The organism is Vibrio sp. E14, assembly GCF_020515785.1.
Taxonomy (GTDB): domain Bacteria; phylum Pseudomonadota; class Gammaproteobacteria; order Enterobacterales; family Vibrionaceae; genus Vibrio; species Vibrio diabolicus.
Map to the genome: position 1 here is coordinate 83,253 of NZ_JAHPJI010000008.1, position 24,716 is coordinate 107,968.

The following is a 24,716-nucleotide window of genomic DNA, read 5'->3' on the forward strand; positions in this document are numbered from 1 at the left end:
AACTTAGTTTTCGAATTCACTGTACTGTGAAATCATAGTTTTCAGCTGAACGGATTGCGTCTGCCCCATTCTATCTTCCCAACTTGTTGTGATGATGATCGTCTTTAGTGAACCTGATACAGTAGCAGGTGGCACATCCCACTCCACCGTGTACGCTCCAGTGGCGGAAGATCCTGTCACGATAGAGGCAAAACTGGCAGTAGAAATCGTAGAAAGCGCATCCGAAGCACCACGCGTTCGGAACCATTCAAGCTGGTTCTCTGTTAGACGCAGTGCTTCAATACTTTTTATGGCATATTCGGATTCACGTTCGAGATACACGTTTAGCTTTGTTAAACCTAGTGCCCCAACACCGATAAGCAGAAAAGAAATTAGAACTTCAAGAAGGTTAAAACCTTTTTGTTTAGAGATCATTCCAGGAGCCCTTTTTCCATCTAGGAATTGCATGCGCATTCCTTGAATTGTCTATCACATCTTTATTGTATCTAAAGTCCAAAGAATCGAAGAAAACCGCTGCCTGATCTTCACTATCAAAATATTGACCACCAGATACCGTAAAAGAACCATGCTGATAATAAGAAGCTATTGTCCTGTATGAGTCTTCTACAACACTTGGCACATGATTTAGGTGAGCATTGGCTTCGAACCCAACCCAATCCGCTGTTGCCGGAGCATAATCATGATTGAAATGAAACAAGACCCCTTTAAACTTATTTGATGTAGCGCCGGAGCTCGGTGGTCCCATCACGGAGAAAAGACCATCATGAATGAGCACTGTTACGCCATTGGTCGATGATGTAGCATTCACCAAATCATTGTATTCCGATTGCTTGATTTCACAGCTCCCTTCAACCCATAAATGATGCTTCCCTGACTGAATTTCTGCTGTTAAAGCAGCACCACAATTAGGTATGCCACCAGCCACTGAGCCCGTCATAACATGAAATACACCATTATCTCGGACATCGTTATGCTCTTCAGCCTTTACTCCAAAGAAGGATTCAAATGGCTTTAAATCTGTATCTTGAGTAAAATCATCACCAGCACCAACCCCGCCAACACTAGATGAGAGATGACGGTTTGCCGTCGTGTTTGCACAATCTTTATTTGTAGGGTTGTTAAAATCGGCATAGGGAGACTCTCCATGAGTTACGCCTTTATTATCAACTGAAGAGGAGTAAAAGCGCTTTTTATACCTTAACGCAATACACTCCCACCCATCGCTGCTCAATTCCCCTGGATCTGGAGTAGAAAACGTTGCACTAGAATGAAAATAAATGTCGGCACTAGACTGCATTGCACCATAGCTCAAGTTACCTCCCAAAATAATCTCCTTACTAATGCTTGTAAATCCAACATTAGAAGTAACCAAATACCCATTGGAAGTACTCGTAAAATTCGGAACCGTCCAAAGCCCTGAGCCACAATCTGTTATTACTGCAGGTACAATATTACTAACTCTAAATTGCGCCCATGCACATTCAACACCTCCTTCAGCTAACCAATGTGCTTGTCGAGATTTTATTTCGTTTTGCGCAACTTTTATTTGAAAAAAGACACCTTTGGATGATGCTAATGATGCAATTAAAGCAAGTAATAAAAGTATAGAAGTCACAAGCAAAGTGGTATAACCGGAATAGCTATATTTAGATGTCATTGCCAATTCCTTTGTTTGATAGAAAACTCCGCGACTTCACTAAAGACTCCATCAATCGTTTGCAAACCTAACTTAACGTTCGTGACCGAACTTACATTTCCTCCATTAGTCACTGTTTCTGAACTAACGGTGAATTGGGTGACTTGGAAAATATCATCATCAAATAGAGAACGACAAAAATCTATACCATCAAAAGATAATATTTGTGTTTGAGATACAACGCCTTTTTCACATATAAAAAACCGAGTATCTCTCTTCTCATACTTAATATTTCGATAGTCTTCATTGGCAGCTGAGTCTTCTTTAAAATACACAAAACCAACAGAAGAGGCGCCGCTCAGCATTATGGTTCCTGTAGCTCCGGATAATTTGAGTGAACTACCGTTCCCACCATCATAACCTGCTCTTTGAATATCTTCTTTCATAACAGATAAAGTGATATTAAGACCTTGCAATAAATTTAGCTCTAAGCTTTTTTCTTTTGCTGTTTTTTGTAAACTCAAGAATATAGAGCCCACTACACTAAGAACAATTAACCCAATTAAAGAACTAATCATTAATTCAATTAAAGAGCTACCTCTTTGATAGCGTTTGTTAGCACTGATGGTAATCATATAACTTCGCTCCAGAATTACTACAAATCTTAATCCTCCCAGGAGGGTTTGAGAGCTTTGCTTGTAGTTTTATGTTTTGAGCATTGGTTGGGAAAAACTCTATATTTCCTCCTTGGGGCCGTCCACGGACCTCATCGAAGCTTATTTTTTGATTATCGTAACTGTGCTTCAAAGATAATTCAGAGTATGCGGAGCCGGAAAGGTTTAAGATTATTCCCCCTGAGCCGCTAGATGAGTCAGTTAACTGTAGAGACCATGCACCTTGACTTACAACAACGTTTTTAGCCATTGAGAAATGTATATATAACTTTTGATTTCTCATTACCGCCTCGGACTTACTTTGGCTTAGAAAACCAGCTAATTCAGTTGCCAATCGCTGCATTTGCACAGTTTGTGAAACACGGCTAAAGCTTGGAGCTGCAAACGCCAATATAATACTCAGTACAGCAACAGTAATAAGAAGCTCCAACAACGTAAACCCGCGAGGCATTTCCCAAATTCCTATGTAAACGGCAAAAGGGCCGTAATTCATCTTGCACAGATGCTATCACCTGCCAAAAATAGGCGGAAAAGTGAAAAGGAAACTACTCGTGATGATTCGAATTTCTCGCTGTAACAGCTACAAAAAAAGATTGGGAGGGATGACATTGATCGAATTACTGATAGCCGTAGTGATTGTTGGGATCATTGCGGCTGTCGCCTACCCTTCTTACATCAATCATGTAATTAAGTCTCATAGGACGGTTGCCTTGAGCGATCTTAGTCGAATTCAGCTAGAGCTAGAGACATCTTATGATGGTGGGTACGACTGGAGTCATATTATCTCTGGAGGCACATGCACTCTATGTGATTCAGACACAGATAGATTTTCTTTCAATATTGCGAGCTCTGCAAGTACGGCCTATACCATTACAGCAACAGCAAAATCGGCTCTGGGACAAGACGACGACGAGTGCTTGACTGGCGCTAAAACGATTACTTTAACGTCAACAAATGTCGAAGAACCAAGTGATTGCTGGAATTAGAAAGAACACCGAGATGCAAAAAGGCCTGCATTTTAGCAGGCCTTTGTATTTGTGCTTTTCACTAACGTCTAGCTGGTTAAATCATCAAAGAACTTTTTCACACCGTTGAAAAAGCCTTCTGATTTAGGCTTGTGCTTTGTCGCCGCTTCACCACCACAAGACTCTTCAAACTCTTTGAGCAGTTCTTTTTGGCGTGAGCTTAGGTTTACTGGTGTTTCAACAACCAACTTAACAATCAAGTCACCGATACCGCCACCGCGAACGCCTTTCACACCTTTACCACGCATGCGGAACATACGACCTGTTTGCGTTTCTGAAGGTACTTTTAGGCTTACGCGACCATCTAGAGTTGGTACTTCAACTTCACCACCTAGAGCCGCCATCGCAAAGCTTACAGGCACTTCACAGTATAGGTTGTTACCATCACGTTCGAAGATATGGTGCTCTTTCACGTGCACTTGTACATACAAGTCACCCGCTGGAGCTCCCATCTCTCCCGCTTCACCTTCGCCAGATAGACGAATACGGTCGCCAGTATCAACACCTGCAGGGATCTTAACGTTAAGTGTTTTGGTTTTCTGTTTACGACCTTGACCATGACACTCATTACAAGGGTCTTTAATGATCTTGCCTTTACCGTGACAGGTTGGACAGGTTTGTTGCACTGCGAAGAAGCCTTGGCGCATCTGTACTTGACCATGACCATGACAGGTACCACATGTTTCAGCAGATGAGCCTTTCTTCGCGCCACTACCATCACAGGTATCACAGTGTACTAGTGTTGGTACTTCGATCTCTTTCGTTACACCACGAACCGCCTCTTCTAGCGTCAGTTCCATGTTGTAACGTAAGTCCGCACCACGTTGAGCACGGTGACCACCACCGCCACGACGACCACCACCAAAAATGTCGCCGAATACATCGCCAAAGATGTCGCCGAAATCAGCACCGCCGCCACCAAAGCCGCCGCCACCGAAACCACCGCCGCCTTGTTCAAAAGCAGCATGACCGTACTGGTCGTACGCCGCTTTCTTTTGAGGGTCGGTCAGAACTTCGTACGCTTCTTTTACTTCTTTAAACTTGTCCGCCGCAGACTCATCACCCTGGTTTCGGTCTGGGTGGAATTTCATCGCTAGACGCTTGTACGCCTTTTTGATATCGCGCTCTGAGGCATCACGGCTTACGCCTAATACTTCGTAAAAATCACGTTTTGACATGTTCTTCGTCACCAGTTAATTACTACAAACGGCATCGATTCACCGCTTGGTGTTTGTATCGTTCTAGGTAAGTGTACTTATCCGCAACATACTTAACTAGAAAGACAGCGTTTACAAACAGACGGGCGTAAGAGTTGCCCCAAACGCCCGCACACGAAGTCTTATCGACCCCTGATGGCTTTGCAGCCATCTGGTTAAGAAATATTATTTCTTGTCGTCTTTAACTTCTTCGAACTCAGCATCTACAACGTCGTCTTCTTTAGACTGTGCATCGGCGTCAGCACCTTGTGCTTGCTGCGCTTGAGCTTGTTGTTGAGCGATTTCCATCAGTTTTTGAGAAGCGGTCATCAGTGCTTGAACTTTAGCATCGATAGCTTCTTTGTCTTCGCCTTTGCGCGCTGTTTCTAGCTCAGAAATTGCTGCTTCAATCTTCTCTTTCTCTTCTGCAGGTAGTGCTTCACCAGCTTCTTCTACTTGCTTACGAGTACCGTGAATCATTTGGTCAGCTTGGTTACGTGCAGTCGCTAGCTCTTCGAACTTTTTGTCCGCTTCTTTGTTAGCTTCTGCTTCTTGAACCATTTTCTCGATGTCTTCATCGCTTAGACCGCCAGAAGCTTGGATAGTGATCTTCTGCTCTTTACCAGTCTGCTTGTCTTTCGCTGACACGTGTAGGATACCGTCCGCATCAAGGTCAAAAGTAACCTCGATTTGTGGCATACCACGTGGTGCAGGCTGGATGCCTTCTAGGTTGAATTGACCTAGAGACTTGTTGTACATCGCTTGCTTACGCTCACCTTGTAGAACGTGGATAGTAACCGCGCTCTGGTTGTCTTCCGCTGTAGAGAAAACTTGGTTCGCTTTAGTTGGGATAGTTGTGTTCTTCTCAACTAACTTAGTCATTACGCCACCCATTGTCTCGATACCTAGAGACAGTGGAGTTACGTCTAGTAGTAGTACGTCTTTAACGTCACCAGCAAGTACACCACCTTGAACTGCAGCACCCATTGCTACTGCTTCGTCAGGGTTTACGTCACGGCGCGCTTCTTTACCAAAGAACTCAGCAACTTTCGCTTGAACCATTGGCATACGAGTCTGACCACCAACTAGGATTACGTCAGTGATGTCGTTTACTGATAGATCAGCGTCAGCTAGAGCTACTTTTAGTGGCTCAAGAGAGCGTTGTACTAGGTCTTCAACTAGAGATTCTAGTTTTGCACGAGTCACTTTAATGTTCATGTGCTTAGGACCAGTTGCATCTGCAGTAACGTAAGGTAGGTTTACGTCAGTTTGAGAAGTAGAAGAAAGCTCGATTTTCGCTTTTTCTGCTGCTTCTTTAACACGCTGCATTGCTAGTGGATCGTTCTTAAGATCGATACCTTGCTCTTTCTTAAACTCGTCTACTAAGTAGTTGATTAGGCGGTTATCAAAGTCTTCACCACCAAGGTGAGTATCACCGTTAGTCGCTAGAACTTCGAATGTTTTCTCGCCTTCAACTTCATCGATTTCGATGATAGAGATATCGAATGTACCACCACCAAGGTCGTATACCGCGATAGTGCGATCGCCGCCTTTCTTATCAAGACCGTAAGCTAGCGCTGCTGCTGTTGGTTCGTTGATGATACGTTTAACTTCTAGACCTGCGATACGGCCAGCATCTTTTGTAGCTTGACGCTGAGCATCGTTAAAGTAAGCAGGTACTGTGATAACTGCGCCAGTTACTTCCTCACCAAGGAAATCTTCAGCAGTTTTCTTCATTTTCTTAAGAACTTCAGCAGAAACTTGAGGAGCCGCCATTTTTTGGCCTTTTGCTTCTACCCAAGCGTCACCGTTGTCAGCCTTAACAATTTTGTAAGGCATGATTTGGATGTCACGCTGAACTTCTTCGTCTTCAAAACGACGACCGATTAGACGCTTAATTGCAAATAGCGTGTTTTCTGGGTTAGTTACTGCTTGACGTTTCGCAGGTTGACCTACTAGCGTTTCACCGTCAGTGTAAGCAATAACCGATGCAGTAGTACGTTCGCCCTCTGCGTTTTCAATTACACGTGGTTTGTCGCCGTCTAATACAGCAACACATGAGTTAGTAGTACCTAAGTCAATACCAATGATTTTACCCATCTGGCTATCTCCGAATAAATTCTATTTTCGTTTGGTTATAACCCCAATGTGGGGGGAGGAGAATCGGGTTTCAACCCTTGCTCACAAACAAAAATAATCAATGTTTGCTTCTCTATGCCACATAGATAAGGGCGGCAAAATGCTTTTCAAGGGCAGAATTAAAAAAAAGCGTCTTTTTTCGAAATTTATGTGTTTCTTTCTGATTAGTTGGGAACTCGTCACACTGCTGTAGCGCAACAAAACGTCATTTCCCAGATAAATTTATTTATGCCCGACTCTTCCTAAATAAAAAACGAGCTCATAAGAGCTCGCTTCAATATTAGGGTTAAAATAAATTATTCAAGGAATTAGGCGTTCGCTTGAGCAGGCTCAGCATCAACACCTTCTTCTTTACCTATCTCACCTTCTGTTTTTGCCACAATGGTGTTCACTGCCGTGTCGCCGACCACGTTAGATGACGTACAGAACATATCATTAATACGGTCGACCGCTGCAATGATTGCCAAACCTTCAGGTGGTAAACCTAGCTGGTGAAGCAAAACGCCTACCATTACCACGCCGCCCCCAGGAACGCCGCCAGCACCAATAGATAACAGAAGAATAGTTAAGCCAAGTGTGAAGATGTCTGCGGTGTTAATTGGCTGGCCAAAAGCGTTCGCAACAAACATCGTTGCTAGAGCAATATAGATAGATACACCAGACATATTCATCGTTGCGCCCAGTGGTACACCGAAGCCAGCAACTGATTTAGAGACCTGAAGCTTTTCTGTCAGTGTGCGCATCGTTACCGGGATAGTCGCGTTTGAGCTCGCGGTAGATAGAGAGAAAAGAATCTGCTCACGAGTTGCACGCAGGAAAGTCTTTGGAGAAGTTCCTGTCGCAATACTCACTGCCATTGGGTAGAAGAAGAAGATCCAGAACACCAACATCGCAACCACCAAAGCCACGTAACCGGCAACGGACATTAATGTATTGGCGTTTAGAGTTGCACCTAGTTGAATCATTAGCGCGAACACACCATATGGCGCAAGACTCATCACTAACCCAACCAGTTTCATCATGATTTCATTTGCCATTTTGAACGTGCGGATGGCAGGACCACCACGAGAATCCAAAGCTTGAATTGCAAGACCTGTCAGAATTGCCATGAAGATGATTTGCAGCATGTCGCCGTTAGCAAACGCTTGTACTGGGTTGCTAGGAACAATGTTAACAACTAGAGAGAAAATGTCCGGCGTTTCTGTCGTCGTCAGCTGTACGGCCTCAGATACCGTTCCTGCCAGATTAGCACCAGCTCCTGGCTGGAAAATCAAACCAATAGTCAAAGCCGCCGTAATCGCAATGATGGTGTTAAGAATGTAGAGGGTAAAAGTTTTTCCACCAAGACGACCAAATGCACTGATGTCTTTCAAGTCAACAATGCCGCATACGATTGAAACGTAAACTAAAGGAACAACAAGCAATTTGATCAGCGAGACAAACATGCCGCCAACGCCTTCTGCTGCTCCAAGTAGGTATGTATCAAAAATCGCAATACCGCTAAATAAGTACTGAATTGCTGTTCCCAGCACAAGGCCGGCAAACAAGCCTATAAAAATCTTACTAGAAAGCGATTTATCCATTATAAATCTCCGATATGTTGTGTTTGCTATTTACATCTTTGTAGTTATATATGCTTACTTTTAAAGCATTAGTCGCAAATCATACACACGAAGGTTACAAAATAAAGTGATAATTTACATTTTTGTTAACGGAATTGTTGTAGAAAAAATGACTATCTTTACATTCCTATGCAGCACAAACATTCACACAACGAATGATTACAATTACTTATAGCCCTCTTCGTTCATAAACACGCAGTGAGATGAGAAGAAATCTCCTATAGGAAAATAATTAACCAATAAGAAAAAATATGAAGGGGATCAAACTTCCATTTTGTCGATATACAATGAAGCTCATTGTAATAACTTACGTTTAAAACAAAAAAGCGCCCATCAAAAAATGATGGGCGCTTTATATTTAAAAACAGGCAGTTAAGGTTATTTAGCAACCATTACCATTGCCGGACGAATCACACGGCCGTTTAGTTCGTAGCCTTTTTGCATAACAAACATAACTGTGTTTGATTCATGATCTGGGCTTTCCTGAATCGACATCGCTTGATGGAACTCTGGGTTGAATGCTTCACCTTCAGGGTTGATTGCTTTCAAGCCAAATTTCGCCACAACGTCGACAAACGTTTTGTGTGTTAACTCAACACCTTCTAGGAACGGCTTAACCGTTTCATTCTCTGTATCTGCCGCTTGAATTGCACGCTCTAGGTTATCAATAACAGGAAGCAACTCTTCGGCAAACTTGTTCAACGCAAACTTACGTGCTTTATCGATCTCTTGCTCAGTACGACGACGCATGTTTTCTACTTCAGCTTTAGAACGCAACACCGCATCTTGCTGCTCTTTTACTTTTGCCTCGCTAGACAGTAGTGCCGCTTCTAGTTGAGCAATCTTAGCGTCTGTCTCATCACCAATTTCTTCAAGCTCAGCTTCAACTTCTTGTGCTTCAGCTTCTACTTTTTCAGCCTCTTCGATGATTTGATCAAGCTCTTCTTCTGTAACTTTGTTTTCTTCGTTGCTCATGATATCTCCAGAATTCAACATAATGCCCTTAAAGCCATGCGCGTTTTTGCGGGCTTTAACCACATAAAAATTCGCATATTTAGGTGACTTGCCATTATTATGGGGATGAAGATTCCTGATTCAAGCCTCTTTAATGCGGAAATGCTATGAAAAATCCATGTAACGTGATCGCGATTATCGGAAAACCAAGAGATCAACAAGCAATTCAAACTCATAAAGAGTTGTACCAATGGCTGACCTCTGAAGGCTATAAAGTATTTATTGACGATCGCCTTGCCGCAATACTGGATGATATCCCGCAGAGTCAATTTGCCAGTTTAGTTGAACTAGGAAAAAATGCCGATCTAGCCATTGTGGTTGGTGGGGATGGCAACATGCTAGGCGCGGCAAGAATTTTATCCCGATTTGATGTTCCAGTCATAGGGGTTAACCGTGGAAACCTGGGCTTCTTAACTGACTTAAACCCAGACGAGTTCCAAGCGTCTCTGCAAGCGGTACTCGACGGTGAGTATATTGAAGAAGAGCGCTTTCTCTTAGAAGCGGAAGTACACCGTCACGGGCAAATTAAAAGCCACAACGCTGCGCTAAATGAAGCTGTACTTCACCCAGGGCAAATTGCCCATATGATTGAATTTGAAGTGTACATCGATGAAAGCTTCGCCTTCTCTTTACGAGCCGATGGTTTGATTGTTTCCACACCAACGGGCTCAACTGCATATTCGCTTTCTGGCGGCGGTCCAATTCTTTCGCCGAGCTTGAATGCCATTTCACTCGTGCCAATGTTCCCTCATACCTTGTCGAGTCGACCTTTGGTGGTTGATGGAAAGCGTCGAATTAAATTGGTGGTGTCACCAGAGAACCGAGGAACACAAGAAGTTAGCTGTGATGGACAAGTGTCTCTCCCTGTTTCTCCAGGAGACGAAATCCACATCTATCAAAGTCCAAATGTGCTCAAACTCATCCATCCCAAAGACTACAGCTACTATCACGTTTTACGTAACAAGCTTGGTTGGTCTAGTAAATTGTTCTAACACTTGTTACTCAGGGAAATGACTTCAATAAAAAAGCCAGTAGCTTAATTGCCACTGGCTTTTGGCTTTCTTAGACAAGAAATAGACACAAAGTAGTGAGGCGACACGATATTTGCTGTCATTAAAGAGAAGTTTATAAATTTTGATCCTGTGGGCAAAGTTTACACAAAAGATAGAAAAGCAAATTCAATGATCTATGTCCGGTGATATTCTCACCATGAATAGATTATTAACTCTATTTCATAAAATCAATAAAGGACATATTATGAAGAAAACCATCATTCTGTCTGTTCTCAGTACATTAGCACTTATTGGCTGCCAATCAGAGGAAACGCAAGTCAACAGTGTATCCAACGCAAAAGCGGAAGATATCACTAAGACGAAGCGTGCCCTCGCTCAACAATTGAGTGAGAACTATGCTGCCATTGAACCCATGTTGAGAAGAGATATTACTCCACAACAGACTAACGTCTCTGTATCAGCATTTGTTCAACAAAACCCCAACTCCGAGTTTAGCCGTCAGCTTGTACAAGCTGACACTCAAATTCGTAGCTGGAAAGGTATTTCTGAATACTCAGATCAGTTGCTGGAAGTTCGTTTAGCTAATGAGAACATGATAACAGCATGGCAAAGTGGCGAGGTCGAGCCATTATTTGCATTTGAACCAAGTGGTGATGATGAGAATTGGCAATATATCGAAGCATTTGATGTGTATGGCAACATCCATCAACTCGATGTTTACCAACTCCCAGATGTACCTGTACTCGTTGTTGATAACAACAGCTCTGCAGAGCTAAAGGCTGGCTTGCAAGCTATGCAGGCTGAAATGAAAAAACTCGGTCAGCCTACTTTAGTTCAGCCGTATTTTTCTGATGAACAGCGTCAAAATGCACCGCTATTGTCAAGTAGCACTGTTGGCGAAGCGGCTCCAATTCAAACAACGCAGTTGAAAAAGATCCGTCTAGCCGATGACAAAGAACCTTGGATCTCTGGCAAGGCAGAAATCTACGCTATCGTAACGGGCGTCAATCCAAGTCGTGATGAACCTACTCTCGATTTAGTAGAGCTTCCATACTTAGACTACGATAACCAAGATTACTACCCAAATCAGATCATTATTCACTGGTCTCGTTACCGTTGGGGCGCTGCGGACATCGTGCTCATGGAACAAGATGATGGTACAGACTATAAACAGTTGGCAAAACTCCTTGTTCAAGTTGCTGGGGAAGTGCTGAAAGCGATTCCAGATCCAGAAGTTCAGGCTTACGCGATTATTCCGCAAATCACGAATAAGATCATCGACACGATCCCTGACGGCGTCCTAACGAATGATGATGACTTCGTCGACGTTTACTACACACTAATGCAAGACACATCATACGTGGATCATCCAGGTGCTGGTGTGAATGCAGTAGTCACATTAGAGCCGCTCACGATTAACCCAACTCGTCCGTAACCTGTTCAATTTTAATGAGTCGTTGTAATCACTTCGGCTCATTTTTCCCACTTCATCACAAAAAAGCACCCCACACAGAAATTTTTTCCCACCTGTCTTTACTGTATAAAGAAACAGTATATACTGTTCTCTTACACAGTATTGTTCAGTTATACAGGTAAATAAAAAATGCTGGCTCATCTAAGTGTTAATAATTTTGCGATTGTTAAGTCTTTACAACTCGAGCTGTCTAAGGGCATGACCACCATCACAGGTGAAACAGGCGCGGGTAAATCCATTGCTATCGATGCTTTAGGGCTCTGCTTAGGCGGACGAGCCGATGCTGGCATGGTTCGACAAGGTGAAGAAAAAACCGAAGTTAGTGCCGCTTTTTTACTGGACAACAACCTACATGCAACGCGTTGGCTAGAAGATAACGATCTGCTTGATGGCAGTGAATGTATTTTGCGTCGCATCATCACAAAAGAAGGTCGCTCAAGAGCCTTCATTAATGGCAGTCCTGTCCCACTATCACAACTCAAATCTCTAGGGCAACTGCTGATCAATATCCATGGGCAACACGCTCATCATCAATTGATGAAAAGCGAACACCAAATGGCTATGCTCGACCAATATGCAGGTCATCTAAACCTACTAAAAAGCACACGAAGTGCTTACCAGCATTGGCGTCAGGCAGACAATAACCTCAAGCAACTAAAAGAAAATAGCCAGCAAAACCAGGCGCAAAAACAGTTGCTTGAATACCAAATCAAAGAACTAAATGAGTTATCGCTAGGTGAAGAAGAATTTGCAGAGCTCGAGCAAGAGCACAAACGACTATCCAATAGTGGTGAACTCGCCACTACCTGTCAGCAAGCCATCGAACTTATTTACGAAGGTGAAGAAGTCAATGCGCTTGGTATTTTGCAATCGGCCAATCACTCCCTAATTCAACTAGCTGAGTTAGATGAAAAGCTATCTGAGCTACCCAACATGTTGTCAGAAGCGATGATTCAACTGGAAGAAACGAAGAACGAATTACGCAGTTATCTAGATGGCATAGATGTGGATCCTGCTCGTATGGCTTATGTAGAAGAACGTTTTTCTAAAGTGATGTCTGTTGCTCGCAAACACCACGTGATGCCAGAAGAACTATACCAACATCACCAAGATCTTCTGGCTCAAGTAGAAGCGTTAGATTGCTCTGATGAACGTTTAGATGAACTCGCGCAAGAAGTGGAACAAAAGTACCAAAGCTTCCTAAACCAAGCAGAAAAACTACACAAATCACGCAGCCGTTACGCAAAAGAACTGAACAAACTGATCACACAAAGCATGCACGAATTGAGCATGGAAAAAGCGGTATTCAATATCGAAGTCAGCAATGAAAACACGCACCCATCACCACTTGGCATGGACAGTGTGTGCTTCTTAGTATCGACCAACCCAGGACAGCCATTGCAACCTATAGCAAAAGTTGCGTCAGGCGGTGAGCTATCACGCATCTCATTAGCTATCCAAGTGATTACCGCTCAGAAAGTGGATACACCAAGCTTGATCTTCGATGAGGTGGATGTCGGTATTAGTGGTCCAACAGCAGCTGTAGTCGGCAAAATGCTACGCAAGCTTGGCGAGTCTACTCAGGTATTGTGTGTCACTCACCTCCCTCAAGTTGCAGGTTGTGGCCATCAACAAATGTTCGTGGCTAAACAAACAAAAGCTGGCCAAACCGAAACACAAATGCACGCATTAGATGAACAACAACGTGTGGCAGAATTAGCTCGCCTACTTGGAGGTAGCCAAATTACAGATTCTACCCTTGCAAACGCCAAAGAGCTCCTCATCGCCGCTTAGCCATGCTCTTTCAAAGATAGAGTCACGAACACTACTCCGTGACTCTACCTCCCCCATCACCATATCAAAGTGCTTGGGTGCTGATTCCCTTTCGAAATAATGGTCAGTGCTACCCCATAGCTCAATAACTTGGCTATTTGTCATTAGTTACCGCTTAAACTGGATAGAAAATCGCTCATCGACATAAACATACATGTGAGAGAATCAATAAATGCAACTCAACTCAAAATTCGTTGTCAGATTTCCTATCATACGACGCATAGCTTTTTACATCTGCGTCGAGCTTGTTTATTATCAGCGCAGTATTTTAAAGGTTACTAAGAAATTATTATGCAATTAAAGAAGTGGTTAGTTGCCGTACCATTAGCAATGACATTGCTGACAGGATGTTCGGTATTGGAAAAACTGGTTTATCGCATTGATATCAACCAAGGCAACTATGTAGAACAAAGTGCGGTAGATAAATTAAAGTTTGGGATGACTAAAGCACAGGTTCGCTTCGTACTAGGGTCGCCAATGCTTATTGAAAACGGCTACCCAAACACTTGGTACTACATTTATCACCATACTCCTGGTCACGGTGATCCAGTGCAAAAAGACCTGATCGTTAACTTTAACGATCAAGGCACACTCGCAGATATCAGTGGTGACTTCCCAAAAAGTGACGCTTTTTACGAACAGATTCAGTAAACGACTTTTGCAAAAAACCTCTCACATGAGAGGTTTTTTATTATCTAGATATCGCGCAATCACACTTTGAATCAATGACGCCATCCATTGGGATTGATATCAAGTCTACTTATTCTTACGTACAGAGCTAGGCTTACCACCGGTGACTGGGTCTGCACTCCCCTCGGCTTTAGCCTGCTCCGCCCGCTTACGACGAATCTCTTTCGGGTCTGCTAGTAACGGACGATATATCTCTATTCGATCTCGATCTCGAACGGTCGCATCTAACTTCACATTACGACTAAACACACCCACTTTATTCTTAGATAAATCAATTTCAGGGTATAACTCTAACACGCCAGATTGTCGAATGATCTCTTCTACCGTTGCGTGATTATTCACCACTAAATTAAATACACGCTGTTCATGAGGAAGAGCATAGACAACCTCTACGTGAATCATATCTGACTCAATACTCATAACACTCGTAGACCTGTTTTGCGCGTTTAGTGAATGCATTTACCATGTTACTGGTAAGCTCGTTAAAAACCTTACCGAAGGCCATCTCAATCATTTTACTTGAGAATTCAAACTCAAGCTTTAGCTCAACCTTGCAAGCTTGCTCATCTAGCGCGGTAAAAATCCAACCACCACGCAACGTCTTAAACGGGCCATCCACCAAGTTCATCATAATTGCTTGGCCTGGGATCAGCTCATTTGAAGTAGTAAACGTTTTGCTGATACCAGCCTTCGCCACATCGACAGAAGCCACCATACCATTACCCGAAGACTCAATGATTCTAGAGCCCGAGCAACCAGGCAGAAACTCAGGGTATTTAGCAACATCGTTAACCAGATTGAACATCTGTTCAGCACTAAAAGACACAAGCGCAGAACGGCTGACTTGCTTCATACATACTCCTATCGATACATGTACAGATTTAAAGCTCCTGCCAATTTTACTTTTATTCCACGATTGCGCAAATAAAAGGATTTCCTATCCGATATCCAACCCGTATAATGTCGCTATTATGGCAAAGAAAAAAACGAAACAAAAAGCGGGTAGCAATACTATCGCGCTGAATAAAAAAGCTCGCCACGAGTATTTCATCGATGATGAAATCGAAGCTGGCTTGGAGCTCCAAGGTTGGGAAGTGAAAGCCCTTCGCCAAGGTAAAGCCAATATTTCTGAAAGTTACGTATTTATGCGTGACGGTGAAGCCTTTGTGAGTGGCATGACAATCACTCCTTTAAATCAGGCATCGACACACGTTGTGGCGAACCCCACACGTGTGCGTAAACTACTAATGAGTCGTCGTGAACTAGACAACCTATTCGGACGTGTGAACCGTGAAGGTATGACATTAACGGCCCTCTCTCTGTACTGGTCTCGCTCTTGGGTGAAACTAAAAATTGGCGTAGCAAAAGGTAAAAAGCTGCACGATAAACGTACGGATTTAAAAGAAAAAGACTGGGCAAGAGAGAAAGCACGCGTAATGAAGAGTACACTGCGTTAATCTTGACCACTTAAACGCATAGTACTGGACAGCCAATGCTTTTCTGTTACTATGCGAATATTACCTGGGGCTGATTTAGGATTCGACGGGAATTCAGAAGTCTGAGGTGCATGCCGAGGTGCGGTAGGCCTCGTTAACAAACCGCAAAAAAATAGTCGCAAACGACGAAAACTACGCACTAGCAGCTTAATAACCTGCTCAGAGCTCTCTCGCCCTAGCTTCCGCACGTAAGACGGGGAATAACGAGGGATCAAACCCAAACGCGCTAGCCCGGATTCTCCCGCCTGAGAGATGAACGGCGAATTTTAATTCAGGCTAGTCATTCATTAGCGTGTCGGTTCGCAGGTGGGTGGCGAAATTAAAGATCGACTAAGCATGTAGTACCAATGATGAACGGTTTTCGGACGCGGGTTCAACTCCCGCCAGCTCCACCAAACGTTTGGAAAAGGCCACCTTCGGGTGGCCTTTTTTGTATCTGCTATCCGTACTTATGTTGCAACAGTACACGATCTACTTTTACGATGTTACTTTCTATTAGTGCACGGCTTCTTTTATAGCCTATAGAAAAATAAGCAGACGATCTCTAATAATCAACACTTCCAACTTTATAAATATTTTATTCATTAGTAATTTTATGCAGATAATTAAATCTCTTAAAAAATAAAAATGCGAAGCCATTTAGCTTCGCAATTTTATTGGGTTAAACATGGTTAACAATATTAGAAGCGATATTCCACACCTAGCGATGCTTGGTTAAAATCAGTTTTTGTGCTTGCACCATTCGCGACGTTCTCTGCATTCAGTTCTACGTCGTACCACATATATTCTGCGTTAACTAAGAAGTTATCAGTAACTTTAAAACCAACACCGGCACCAGCGAATACACCTTCGTCATCTTTGTTGCCTTGGAAGCCCGCAACGTTGTAATCCGTCGAGTACCACATTTGACCGCCTTTTGCGTAAAGATCGACACGATCAGCAATAGGGGCTGTAACTTTTAGTGCTGCGGTGTAACCGTCCGTTTCGGCATTTGCTAGGTTATTACCATAGCTACCAAAATCAATGTAACCGCCCTCTAACGCTAAGTAAGGGTTAAAACGGTAACCAACCAAACCTTGAATAGCATCGCTGTCATCATCAAAGTCATCTTGTCCATCAACTTTTAAGTAACCATAGTTGGCGCCGACATAAACACCATGATCTTTGGAGTCCGCTGCGTGAGATAAAGTACTAAACGTTGCTAAAGAAAAAAGGCCAATCAAAGTAACAACATTGCTTTTCATTTCGTTCTCCTAATATAAGTGCCATTGAAAGTTCGAATTATACAAAGCAAATACAATGCCAATTTTAATTTAATGAAAAACATTTTCTACTTTATAAAAAATTGACATTATTTTGAAATTAAAACAACAAAAATAAAAGTTATACCGTTTTATTTACCTTGAGAAAACAATATTAGATTTGTGTAAATACTAATGATGTAAAACATTCTATTTTATTTGTAGTTTTTTCAAAAGATAGGGAAAATCAATAAACAAACCCCAATCATCAATTATTTACATACCCATTATATTTAGGATTCTTAATTTTTGGTCTGGGTTCTTTATGAACGATTAAGGCAGGTAATCACACATCGGCTTTTTCTCTCTTTGCTTCAATAGGTAAATCTCCTACTCTGTGAAGAGGCTATCTCCATGGGACTGAAGTATGTTAAAAGGCAGTGAGTACCCTTCTATCCGAGCATTAAGGACGTTTGTCGCGGTTGCAAATTACCTCAGCTTCTCTAAAGCGGCGGATGCCCTATGCATTACACAAAGCGCAGTAAGCAAACAAATCGCCGCGCTTGAACAACTAGTGGGTTTACCTTTAATACAAAGAGGCTCGAATGGTATTGAGTTAACTGAGGAAGGAAAACGCTACCTACCGCAAGTCACAGAAGCACTAGAACTTATTCAGAATGCAACCGCCAACTTAATCCAATCAGATTCAAAGCAAGAATTGCTCACCGTGGATGTTACTCCTTCTTTCGCTAGCCTTTGGTTGGTACCTCATATTGATGACTTCAACCAGCGACATCCCAATATCCGTGTGAGAATCTGTACCGGAGATGGGTACGTCAAAGGTTCAAGCGGTGAAAGCGACTTGCATATTCGTTGTCTTCCATTGTCCACGCATTATGAATACAGCCACTTACTATGCGAAGAAATACTACTATTGGTCGGTTGTACTAACACTCCTGCACTCAAGAATGTGCACGCTGTTAGCGACTATCCGCTGATACCTCAAATCACTCGTCCTCAGTTGTGGGAGCAATTTAAGGCTGCACATGCAGTAGAATCAACCGTTACCTATCACTCTGTAGGCTTTGAACATTTTTACCTAGCTTACGAAGCCGTCAAAATGGGAAAAGGACTCGCCTTACTTCCTGATTTTATGGCGCAGAATTCTATTTTAAGAGGGGATATCCAACGTATTCTCAACCTATCTTTACAGAGTGGTTATGGTTATTACGTGATGATCCCAAATTATCGCCTATCGGCTAAGAAAGTGGCGGCGTTTTACGAATGGTTGAAGAGCAAACTAAGCTAATATTGTTTTCTTGAAATACTTTTGGTAATCCAAAACAACTCAAAGACTTCAGTATCTGTCTGCTCCAAATTGTGGCATTCTCATTAACACTGTTTCAAAAGGATAAATGGATTGAAAGATATGGACAGCAATTCGCCCAAACTCTCATTACGTACCATTGAGCCAACGGATTACCCTGAGCTTGCAGAACTAATGGACTTAGTGTTTCCTGATGTTGGCGGCTCATGGCCACGGCTGACGATTATGGATCTCATTCATCAGTTTCCTGATGGCCAAATCTGTATTGAAGATAACGGCAAAATAGTCGGTGCAGCATTAACCATTAAAGTGGATTACAACCGCTTTTCTCTTCCTCACCTGTATACCGACATCATTACCGAAAACAACGTCATACAGAATCAAGTAACCGGTGATGCAATGTATGGTCTCGATGTATTTGTCCACCCAGACTATCGAGGGCTACGTTTGGGTCGACGTTTATATGATGCGCGTAAAGAGCTTTGCCGTAGTAAGAACTTCAAAGCCATTTTAGCCGGTGGTCGCATTCCTAATTACCACCAATACGCAGATGAACTGAGCGTTGCAGAGTACATCGACAAAGTAAAACGCCGTGAGCTTCATGACCCTATTTTGTCTTTTCAGCTTGCTAACGACTTCGATGTAAAACGAATCATGCGCGGCTACTTACCAGAGGATAGCGCTTCTAAAGGTTACGCGACACTGCTGGAGTGGGATAACTTTTTCTACGAAGAGGATATTCAATCCGTACACGATGTAGAAAAAACGCTGATTCGGATTGGTGTCGTACAGTGGCAAATGCGCGCGATGAATGACCTGGAGGATTTGCTCGATCAGGCTGAGTTCTTCATCTCTTCTCTTGCGAACTATAAAGCCGATTTCGCCCTATTCCCTGAGTTCTTTAACGCACCGCTGATGGGCTTGCAAAACGACAAAAATTCCGTTGAAGCAATCCGCTTTTTGGCTAGCTTTACAGAAGAGATCAAAAACCGTTTCTCGCAGATGGCGGTCACCTACAACATCAACATTATTGCGGGCAGTATGCCCGTTATCGAAGATGGCAAACTGTATAATGTGGCCTACTTGCTGCAACGAGATGGTGAAATTAACGCTCAATATAAAATCCACATCACGCCTCATGAACAAAGAGACTGGGTGATCGACGGTGGTGACAATGTTCAAGTGTTCGAAACCGATGCGGGCAAAGTCGGCATACTTATTTGTTATGACAGCGAATTCCCTGAATTGGGAAGAATGTTAGCAGAACAAGGCGCACAAATTGTATTCGTTCCTTTCTGGACGGACACAAAAAATGGCTACCAACGAGTACGAATTTGTTCCCAATCGCGTGCCATTGAAAACGAATGCTATGTTGCAATTGGTGGCAGTGTTGGTAACTTACCTCGTGTTGATAACGTGGACATCCAGTACGCACAATCTGCCGTATTCTCACCGTCGGATATCTACTTCCCGCACGATGCGACCTTGACAGAAGCAAGCGCCAACACCGAAATGATGATCTTCGCCGATGTTGATTTGACTAAGTTGAAGCAACTTAATACCGAGGGTTCAGTAACCAACTTACGTCACCGACGCCTTGATTTGTATGGCGCATTTACTAAAGCTAAAGAGTCATAATGGTGTGCCTTATTCGCCGCCACACGGGAGCGTGGCAGCGAATAAAACAAGCAGCAGATTGATTCCGCACAATAATCAGAGGCATGTCAGTTTTTCTCAGCGGTGAGAAACAAGAATTGACCCAGTAGGACATTCGGAGTATCACTCCAACTTCGTTCCGCTTTTATTAGGGGAAAGCTTTTGGAACACATTAACGAACTTCTCATGTCAATGAAGCCTTTGCTCGAGCAATACGGCTACTTGGCGCTGATTGTCAGTATATTTCTAGAAGGGATAGGTGTACCGATGCCTGGTCAATCGCTGATGATCGCGGCATCTTTGCTCTCTTCAGAACAAGTCATGAACCTAAGTATGGTTATGATGGTATCGTGGCTAAGCTGCTTTTTTGGGAATACCTGTGGTTACCTAATCGGTTATTACTTTGAAGGCTGGTTGGATAAAAAAGGCTATATCTCTGGCCCGAAGATGCAAACACTTCAACTGACTATCCAGAAATACGGCCCTACGTGCTTGGTCGTCAGTCGCTTTATTGAAGGAATGAAGCAATTTATGCCTCTTGCATGCGGTATCGCAAAAATGCCACGTAGAGAGTTTTTGCTCGGTAACGCCCTCGCGGCGACGGTTTGGGTATTGGTATTCAGCTTGTTAACTCACTTTGCATTTGAACATTTAAGCGTGTTGAGCAACCTGTACACCGAATACAAATATCTGGTATGGGCATTTGCTGCTGTCTTATTTACGTGGATGGTTTTAGGTATTGTTAAACGCAAAAAAGCCAAATCAATGCAATAACGACAGTCTCTTCATTAGCGCATAACTAAAGCTCGTGGTATCAGTGAGATGCGTAATACGAGCTTTTATCTTTTTCTTTACGTGCAAAATTTAAACAGCCATTTAGACGTCTAGACGTTGACAATGCGTAAATGTGATATTAGTCTGCTCTTCTCTCTTATTATTAACATTGTCGTTTACATGTCCGGTTCTCAACAAACAACTAAAACAGTTGCACCTTCTGCGGTCGCACTGATCCCATTGATTGTATTCCTTGCGCTGTTTATTGGCGTAGGCACTTACTTATCTTTGCAAGGCGTTGAATTTGCCTTCTACCAGCTGCCTGCACCCATCGCGGTATTACCAGCCATCATCATTGCGTTTCTTTTAAGTAAAGAGAAACTTAACCGCTCAATCGAACACTTCATGCGTGGTGTTGGCCACCCAGACATCATCGCAATGTGTATGATCTATCTGCTTGCTGGTGCCTTTGCTGCGGTAGCAAAAGCCTCTGGCGGTGTTGATGCAACGGTGAACCTTGGTTTATCCGCAATTCCAACCAGCATGATTTTGCCGGGCATTTTTCTGATTTCTGCTTTTATCGCAACAGCGATGGGCACATCGATGGGTACCATCGCAGCCGTTGCCCCCGTAGCGTTGGGGATTGCTGAATCAGCAGGAATGAGCTTACCGTTAACCGCAGGCGTTGTGCTGAGCGGCGCTATGTTTGGTGATAACCTTTCTATCATCTCTGACACCACCATCGCGGCGACACGCTCTCAAGGTTGTGAGATGAAAGACAAGTTTAAAGAGAACATTCGTATTGCTTTGCCTGCGGCGTTGATCGCGATTGCAGTGTTCGCTTTCAACAGTACAGCGACTCAAGTGCCTGCAACTGGCGATATTGAGTGGCTGAAAGTCTTGCCGTACATCACTATTTTGATCTTAGCGGTATCTGGTGTGAATGTGTTTGTGGTTCTGTCGATTGGTATCCTTTTGGCTGGCGGCGTGAGCTTGGCATCGATTGACAATTACGGACTGACTAATCTAGCCCAAGACGTATACAAAGGCTTTGGCAACATGCAAGAGATCTTCTTGTTGTCCATGCTAATTGGTGGTTTGAGTGAACTGATGCGTCGTCAAGGCGGCCTTGCTTTTCTAACCAATTTCGTTAGCAGCCTTATCCACGCGTTTGGCTCTAACCACTCTAAGCATGCCAACAGCCGCGCGAGCGAGCTAGGTATCGCAGGCTTGGTGTCGATGGTCAATGGCTGTACGGCAAACAACACCGTAGCCATCATTGTCTCGGGCAGCGTTGCTCGCCAACTGGCGGAAGAGAATAATGTCTCTCCTCGCCGCTCAGCAAGCTTGTTAGACATTTTCTCATGCGTGGTGCAAGGCGTGTTGCCTTACGGCGCTCAAGTGTTGCTGCTAGGTTCCGTATTCAACCTATCGCCAATTGAAGTGGTTGCTAATTCTTACTACTGCTTTGCATTAGCGATAGCTGCTGTTGTTGCGGTGTTTATCAAACATCCCGCACGTCAACCTGAAGTGCAAACTGAGAACTAGCGACAAATACCGAAAAGGCTCCGAAGGAGCCTTTTTACTTTCTTCTTTATTTTCCTTGCCGCGAACAGATTTACTTCAAAACTGAACGCAAACTTTGCGCACTGTGTAAAGGAATCGCAAAGTGTCTAGCCACATCGCGTAGAGCTTCCACCTGAGCCGCATTACTGATTGCTAATTCGCCTGCCACATCGACGTGGTTGTTCTCAAACCCCACTCTCACATCGAATCCAAGTAACATCGCACTCGCTAAACAGTCTTGTTCTCGCGCGCCAAAAGCACAAATGGCACATCGAATTTCTTCCTCGACAAAACGCGCCAAACTCAAACCTCGTAAATCCCATGGTGAAGACTGCTGAGCTTGGTGATAACGCCCTAACACCACTAATGCATGCAGATGCGTTTTAGGTAACACGCCCGCATCACGCAGTTGGAAATAACGTTCAATGTCGGTTGTATCGTAGAGAATAATTTGGCTCACGATGCTGTTCTCTGCCAACCAATGGAAAAAGGCATTCCCTTCTTTCTCACTTGCGCGATCGGGGATTAACTCCCTCAATGCGAAAGAAGCCGCTTCTGGTTTCACAGCTTTAACTAACGCCCGCTGTTGTGGCGGAGAATATAAACCCACCGCCTCTGTGGTGAGCTGAACCATCATGGTTTCTCCCACCGCTTCTTTCACGGCATGGTAAATTGCCATGTTGTCGTCGATGTCTAATGAATGACGTCCCTTGGCGTCTCTAGCATGCAAATGGATCATGGCAGCCCCTGCTGTTTGACAAGCGATAGCCTCTGCAACCAGTTCGTCTGTTGTCATGGGTAAGTTGACGTGATCGTGCTTGGTTTTTCTTGCGCCGTTTGGAGCCACGATAATGGCGATAGGTTCTCGCAAATATTGGTTTGCTACTTCCATGTCTCCGCCACCTCTTTTAACGTCAGTGAGAGTTTGCCGACTAGTTCATCAATATGATGAGACTGAATAATGAATGGCGGTGCGAGCAAAATATGGTGCCCATTAACGCCATCAATCGTTCCGCCCATTGGGTAGCACATTAAGCCATTTTCCATTGCTCGCTGTTTGATGCGTTTGTCTGCCAATGTGGCTTTACTCAGAGGCGCCTTGCTTTCTTTATCCGCCACCAGCTCAATGCCAAAAAACAAGCCTCTACCACGAATGTCGCCAATGTATGGTAAATGGGCCAATGCAGAAGTAAGCTCATTACGCAGCAAAACACTTTGCTGATTCACCGCCGTTAATAAGTCATCTTGGAAGATGGTTTCAATTGTTGCCACGGCGGCAGCGCACGCCACAGGGTGCGCCATAAAGGTATGACCGTGTTGAAAAAAACCGCTTCCATCAGCAATAGCTTGATAGACTCGATCATTCGCAACCACCGCACCAATAGGTTGATAACCCGCACCAAGCCCTTTAGCCATACAAACCAGATCGGGCTCTGCCTCTTCTTGCTCAAATGCAAAGAAACTGCCACTTCGCCCAACGCCACACATGACTTCATCCAAGATCAATAGCACATCGTATTGGTCGCATATTTCGCGAATACGTTTGAAGTAACCTTGAGTCGCTGGCACAGCTCCAGCGGTGGCTCCCACAATAGGCTCGGCGACAAAAGCCATTACATTCTCAGCCCCCAACTCAAAAATTTTTGCCTCTAGTTCATTCGCCGCTCGCAATGAGTAATCCAATTCCGACTCATGACTCTGCTGATAACGATAAGCATAGCAAGGGGCAATGTGATGACTCGGATGCAAGATAGGCTTGAACGGTTCACGTCGCCATTCATTGCCACCGACCGCTAGAGCTCCCAACGTATTGCCGTGATAACTTTGCTGACGCGCGATGACTTGCTTCTTCTCTGGCTTACCTGATTCCACGAAATACTGCCGTGCCATTTTTAGTGCCGACTCCACCGCTTCTGACCCGCCACTGACTAAATAAACATGGTTGAACTGCTCAGGCATGTGCTGACAAATCAATTCCGCTAGTCGCTCACTGCTGTCACTAGTAAAAAATCCAGTATGAGCAAACGGCACTCGCTCAATCTGTTCCAACATGGCTTTTTTAACGGCTTGGTGACTGTGGCCAAGGTTTGATACCGCAGCGCCGCCACAAGCATCGAGGTACTGCTTTCCATGCTTATCGAATAGATAAACACCTTCACCTTTATCGATGATTGGCAGCGTGGCATGGCAATGACGGTGAAATACGTAAGACATTTGAGTCCCTTCCAATGTGTAATATTTGCACACATCATCAGGAACAACCCCAAGCGTGACAAGGGAATAAATTTCACCCTCTATGAGCTTTTGGAATACCACAAACCAAAAGAACCAAAGCCTTTG

General features: G+C 43.8%; 24 protein-coding genes and 1 other RNA gene. 11 read left to right on the forward strand and 14 right to left on the reverse strand.

Going from position 1 to position 24,716, the window contains the following annotated elements; genetic code table 11:
* Positions 1–3: 3 nt before the first annotated feature.
* From LIX84_RS18995 to LIX84_RS19010, 4 genes are read right to left on the reverse strand one after another with little or no spacing between them, the layout of a single operon-like run.
* Positions 4–414, reverse strand: a complete 411-nt coding sequence (locus tag LIX84_RS18995; RefSeq protein ID WP_031780848.1) for a type IV pilus modification PilV family protein — start codon at positions 412–414, stop codon at positions 4–6.
* Entirely contained in the window at positions 404–1,657 is a 1,254-nt protein-coding gene (locus LIX84_RS19000) for a hypothetical protein (RefSeq protein ID WP_226421970.1), read from the reverse strand. The genes LIX84_RS18995 and LIX84_RS19000 overlap by 11 nt, the downstream gene beginning before the upstream one ends.
* Positions 1,654–2,271 (reverse strand): PilW family protein, encoded by a 618-nt coding sequence (locus tag LIX84_RS19005; protein ID WP_104974426.1) that lies wholly within the window; start codon positions 2,269–2,271, stop codon positions 1,654–1,656. The genes LIX84_RS19000 and LIX84_RS19005 overlap by 4 nt, the downstream gene beginning before the upstream one ends.
* Positions 2,252–2,761 carry a GspH/FimT family pseudopilin gene (locus tag LIX84_RS19010; protein ID WP_226421996.1) on the reverse strand — a complete coding sequence of 170 codons (510 nt, stop codon included), beginning with the start codon at positions 2,759–2,761 and terminating at the stop codon, positions 2,252–2,254. The genes LIX84_RS19005 and LIX84_RS19010 overlap by 20 nt, the downstream gene beginning before the upstream one ends.
* 103 nt (positions 2,762–2,864) lie before the next feature.
* Here LIX84_RS19010 and LIX84_RS19015 point away from each other — a divergent pair, with 103 nt between their 5' ends.
* A complete protein-coding gene (locus LIX84_RS19015; protein ID WP_226421997.1) occupies positions 2,865–3,296 on the forward strand; it encodes a type IV pilin protein in 432 nt (143 codons plus the stop codon).
* A 68-nt stretch (positions 3,297–3,364) separates the two neighbouring features.
* Here LIX84_RS19015 and dnaJ read toward each other — a convergent pair whose 3' ends face one another.
* From dnaJ to grpE, 5 genes are all read right to left on the reverse strand, one after another.
* Positions 3,365–4,513: a molecular chaperone DnaJ gene (dnaJ, locus tag LIX84_RS19020; protein ID WP_005391453.1), complete on the reverse strand. Its 1,149-nt coding sequence runs from the start codon at positions 4,511–4,513 to the stop codon at positions 3,365–3,367.
* Positions 4,514–4,535: 22 nt separating this feature from the next.
* Entirely contained in the window at positions 4,536–4,703 is a 168-nt protein-coding gene (locus tag LIX84_RS19025) for a hypothetical protein (protein ID WP_012842089.1), read from the reverse strand.
* Positions 4,704–4,717: 14 nt separating this feature from the next.
* Positions 4,718–6,631, reverse strand: a complete 1,914-nt coding sequence (dnaK, locus tag LIX84_RS19030) for a molecular chaperone DnaK (RefSeq protein WP_005391455.1) — start codon at positions 6,629–6,631, stop codon at positions 4,718–4,720.
* 347 nt (positions 6,632–6,978) lie between these two features.
* Positions 6,979–8,253 carry a dicarboxylate/amino acid:cation symporter gene (locus LIX84_RS19035; protein WP_226421971.1) on the reverse strand — a complete coding sequence of 425 codons (1,275 nt, stop codon included), beginning with the start codon at positions 8,251–8,253 and terminating at the stop codon, positions 6,979–6,981.
* Positions 8,254–8,670: 417 nt separating this feature from the next.
* Positions 8,671–9,267 carry a nucleotide exchange factor GrpE gene (gene grpE / locus LIX84_RS19040; protein ID WP_012842091.1) on the reverse strand — a complete coding sequence of 199 codons (597 nt, stop codon included), beginning with the start codon at positions 9,265–9,267 and terminating at the stop codon, positions 8,671–8,673.
* Between the two features lie 146 nt (positions 9,268–9,413).
* On the opposite strand from grpE, the gene nadK reads away from it, so the two are divergent.
* The 4 genes from nadK (at position 9,414) to bamE (ending at position 14,277) form a co-directional block, all read left to right on the forward strand.
* A complete protein-coding gene (gene nadK / locus LIX84_RS19045) occupies positions 9,414–10,298 on the forward strand; it encodes an NAD(+) kinase (protein ID WP_005391462.1) in 885 nt (294 codons plus the stop codon).
* A gap of 265 nt (positions 10,299–10,563) precedes the next feature.
* Positions 10,564–11,754, forward strand: coding sequence for a DUF3103 domain-containing protein (locus tag LIX84_RS19050; protein WP_226421972.1), 1,191 nt, complete (start codon positions 10,564–10,566; stop codon positions 11,752–11,754).
* Between the two features lie 168 nt (positions 11,755–11,922).
* On the forward strand, positions 11,923–13,587 hold the full coding sequence (gene recN / locus LIX84_RS19055) for a DNA repair protein RecN (RefSeq protein WP_104971335.1): 1,665 nt from the start codon (positions 11,923–11,925) through the stop codon (positions 13,585–13,587).
* A gap of 330 nt (positions 13,588–13,917) precedes the next feature.
* On the forward strand, positions 13,918–14,277 hold the full coding sequence (bamE, locus tag LIX84_RS19060) for an outer membrane protein assembly factor BamE (protein ID WP_005391468.1): 360 nt from the start codon (positions 13,918–13,920) through the stop codon (positions 14,275–14,277).
* Positions 14,278–14,382: 105 nt separating this feature from the next.
* Here the strand turns inward: bamE and LIX84_RS19065 are convergent, their stop codons facing one another.
* Both LIX84_RS19065 and LIX84_RS19070 read right to left on the reverse strand, forming a co-directional pair.
* Positions 14,383–14,736: an RnfH family protein gene (locus tag LIX84_RS19065; RefSeq protein WP_114323832.1), complete on the reverse strand. Its 354-nt coding sequence runs from the start codon at positions 14,734–14,736 to the stop codon at positions 14,383–14,385.
* The gene (locus LIX84_RS19070; RefSeq protein WP_005391473.1) at positions 14,726–15,169 is read right to left on the reverse strand and encodes an SRPBCC family protein; all 444 of its coding nucleotides are present in this window, start codon (positions 15,167–15,169) and stop codon (positions 14,726–14,728) included. Before LIX84_RS19070 ends, LIX84_RS19065 begins: the two co-directional genes overlap by 11 nt.
* 118 nt (positions 15,170–15,287) lie before the next feature.
* Between LIX84_RS19070 and smpB the strand changes: the two genes are divergently transcribed.
* Together smpB and ssrA are read left to right on the forward strand one after the other, a co-directional pair.
* Positions 15,288–15,773, forward strand: coding sequence for an SsrA-binding protein SmpB (gene smpB / locus LIX84_RS19075; RefSeq protein WP_005391476.1), 486 nt, complete (start codon positions 15,288–15,290; stop codon positions 15,771–15,773).
* A gap of 66 nt (positions 15,774–15,839) precedes the next feature.
* Positions 15,840–16,207: a transfer-messenger RNA gene (gene ssrA / locus LIX84_RS19080) on the forward strand.
* A gap of 285 nt (positions 16,208–16,492) precedes the next feature.
* On the opposite strand, the gene LIX84_RS19085 is transcribed toward ssrA, so the two are convergent.
* A complete protein-coding gene (locus LIX84_RS19085) occupies positions 16,493–17,056 on the reverse strand; it encodes a porin family protein (RefSeq protein WP_012842100.1) in 564 nt (187 codons plus the stop codon).
* A gap of 424 nt (positions 17,057–17,480) precedes the next feature.
* Here LIX84_RS19085 and LIX84_RS19090 point away from each other — a divergent pair, with 424 nt between their 5' ends.
* From LIX84_RS19090 to LIX84_RS19105, 4 genes are all read left to right on the forward strand, one after another.
* Positions 17,481–18,362 carry a LysR family transcriptional regulator gene (locus LIX84_RS19090; RefSeq protein WP_226421973.1) on the forward strand — a complete coding sequence of 294 codons (882 nt, stop codon included), beginning with the start codon at positions 17,481–17,483 and terminating at the stop codon, positions 18,360–18,362.
* A gap of 120 nt (positions 18,363–18,482) precedes the next feature.
* Positions 18,483–20,018 carry a bifunctional GNAT family N-acetyltransferase/carbon-nitrogen hydrolase family protein gene (locus LIX84_RS19095; protein ID WP_005391488.1) on the forward strand — a complete coding sequence of 512 codons (1,536 nt, stop codon included), beginning with the start codon at positions 18,483–18,485 and terminating at the stop codon, positions 20,016–20,018.
* Between the two features lie 204 nt (positions 20,019–20,222).
* The gene (locus tag LIX84_RS19100; protein ID WP_005391489.1) at positions 20,223–20,810 is read left to right on the forward strand and encodes a DedA family protein; all 588 of its coding nucleotides are present in this window, start codon (positions 20,223–20,225) and stop codon (positions 20,808–20,810) included.
* A gap of 180 nt (positions 20,811–20,990) precedes the next feature.
* A complete protein-coding gene (locus LIX84_RS19105) occupies positions 20,991–22,358 on the forward strand; it encodes a Na+/H+ antiporter NhaC family protein (protein ID WP_161443215.1) in 1,368 nt (455 codons plus the stop codon).
* Between the two features lie 70 nt (positions 22,359–22,428).
* On the opposite strand, the gene LIX84_RS19110 is transcribed toward LIX84_RS19105, so the two are convergent.
* Both LIX84_RS19110 and LIX84_RS19115 read right to left on the reverse strand, forming a co-directional pair.
* Complete coding sequence (locus LIX84_RS19110) at positions 22,429–23,268, reverse strand: 3-keto-5-aminohexanoate cleavage protein (RefSeq protein WP_226421974.1); 840 nt, start codon at positions 23,266–23,268, stop codon at positions 22,429–22,431.
* Positions 23,259–24,590: an aspartate aminotransferase family protein gene (locus LIX84_RS19115; protein WP_226421975.1), complete on the reverse strand. Its 1,332-nt coding sequence runs from the start codon at positions 24,588–24,590 to the stop codon at positions 23,259–23,261. Before LIX84_RS19115 ends, LIX84_RS19110 begins: the two co-directional genes overlap by 10 nt.
* Positions 24,591–24,716: the final 126 nt, after the last annotated feature.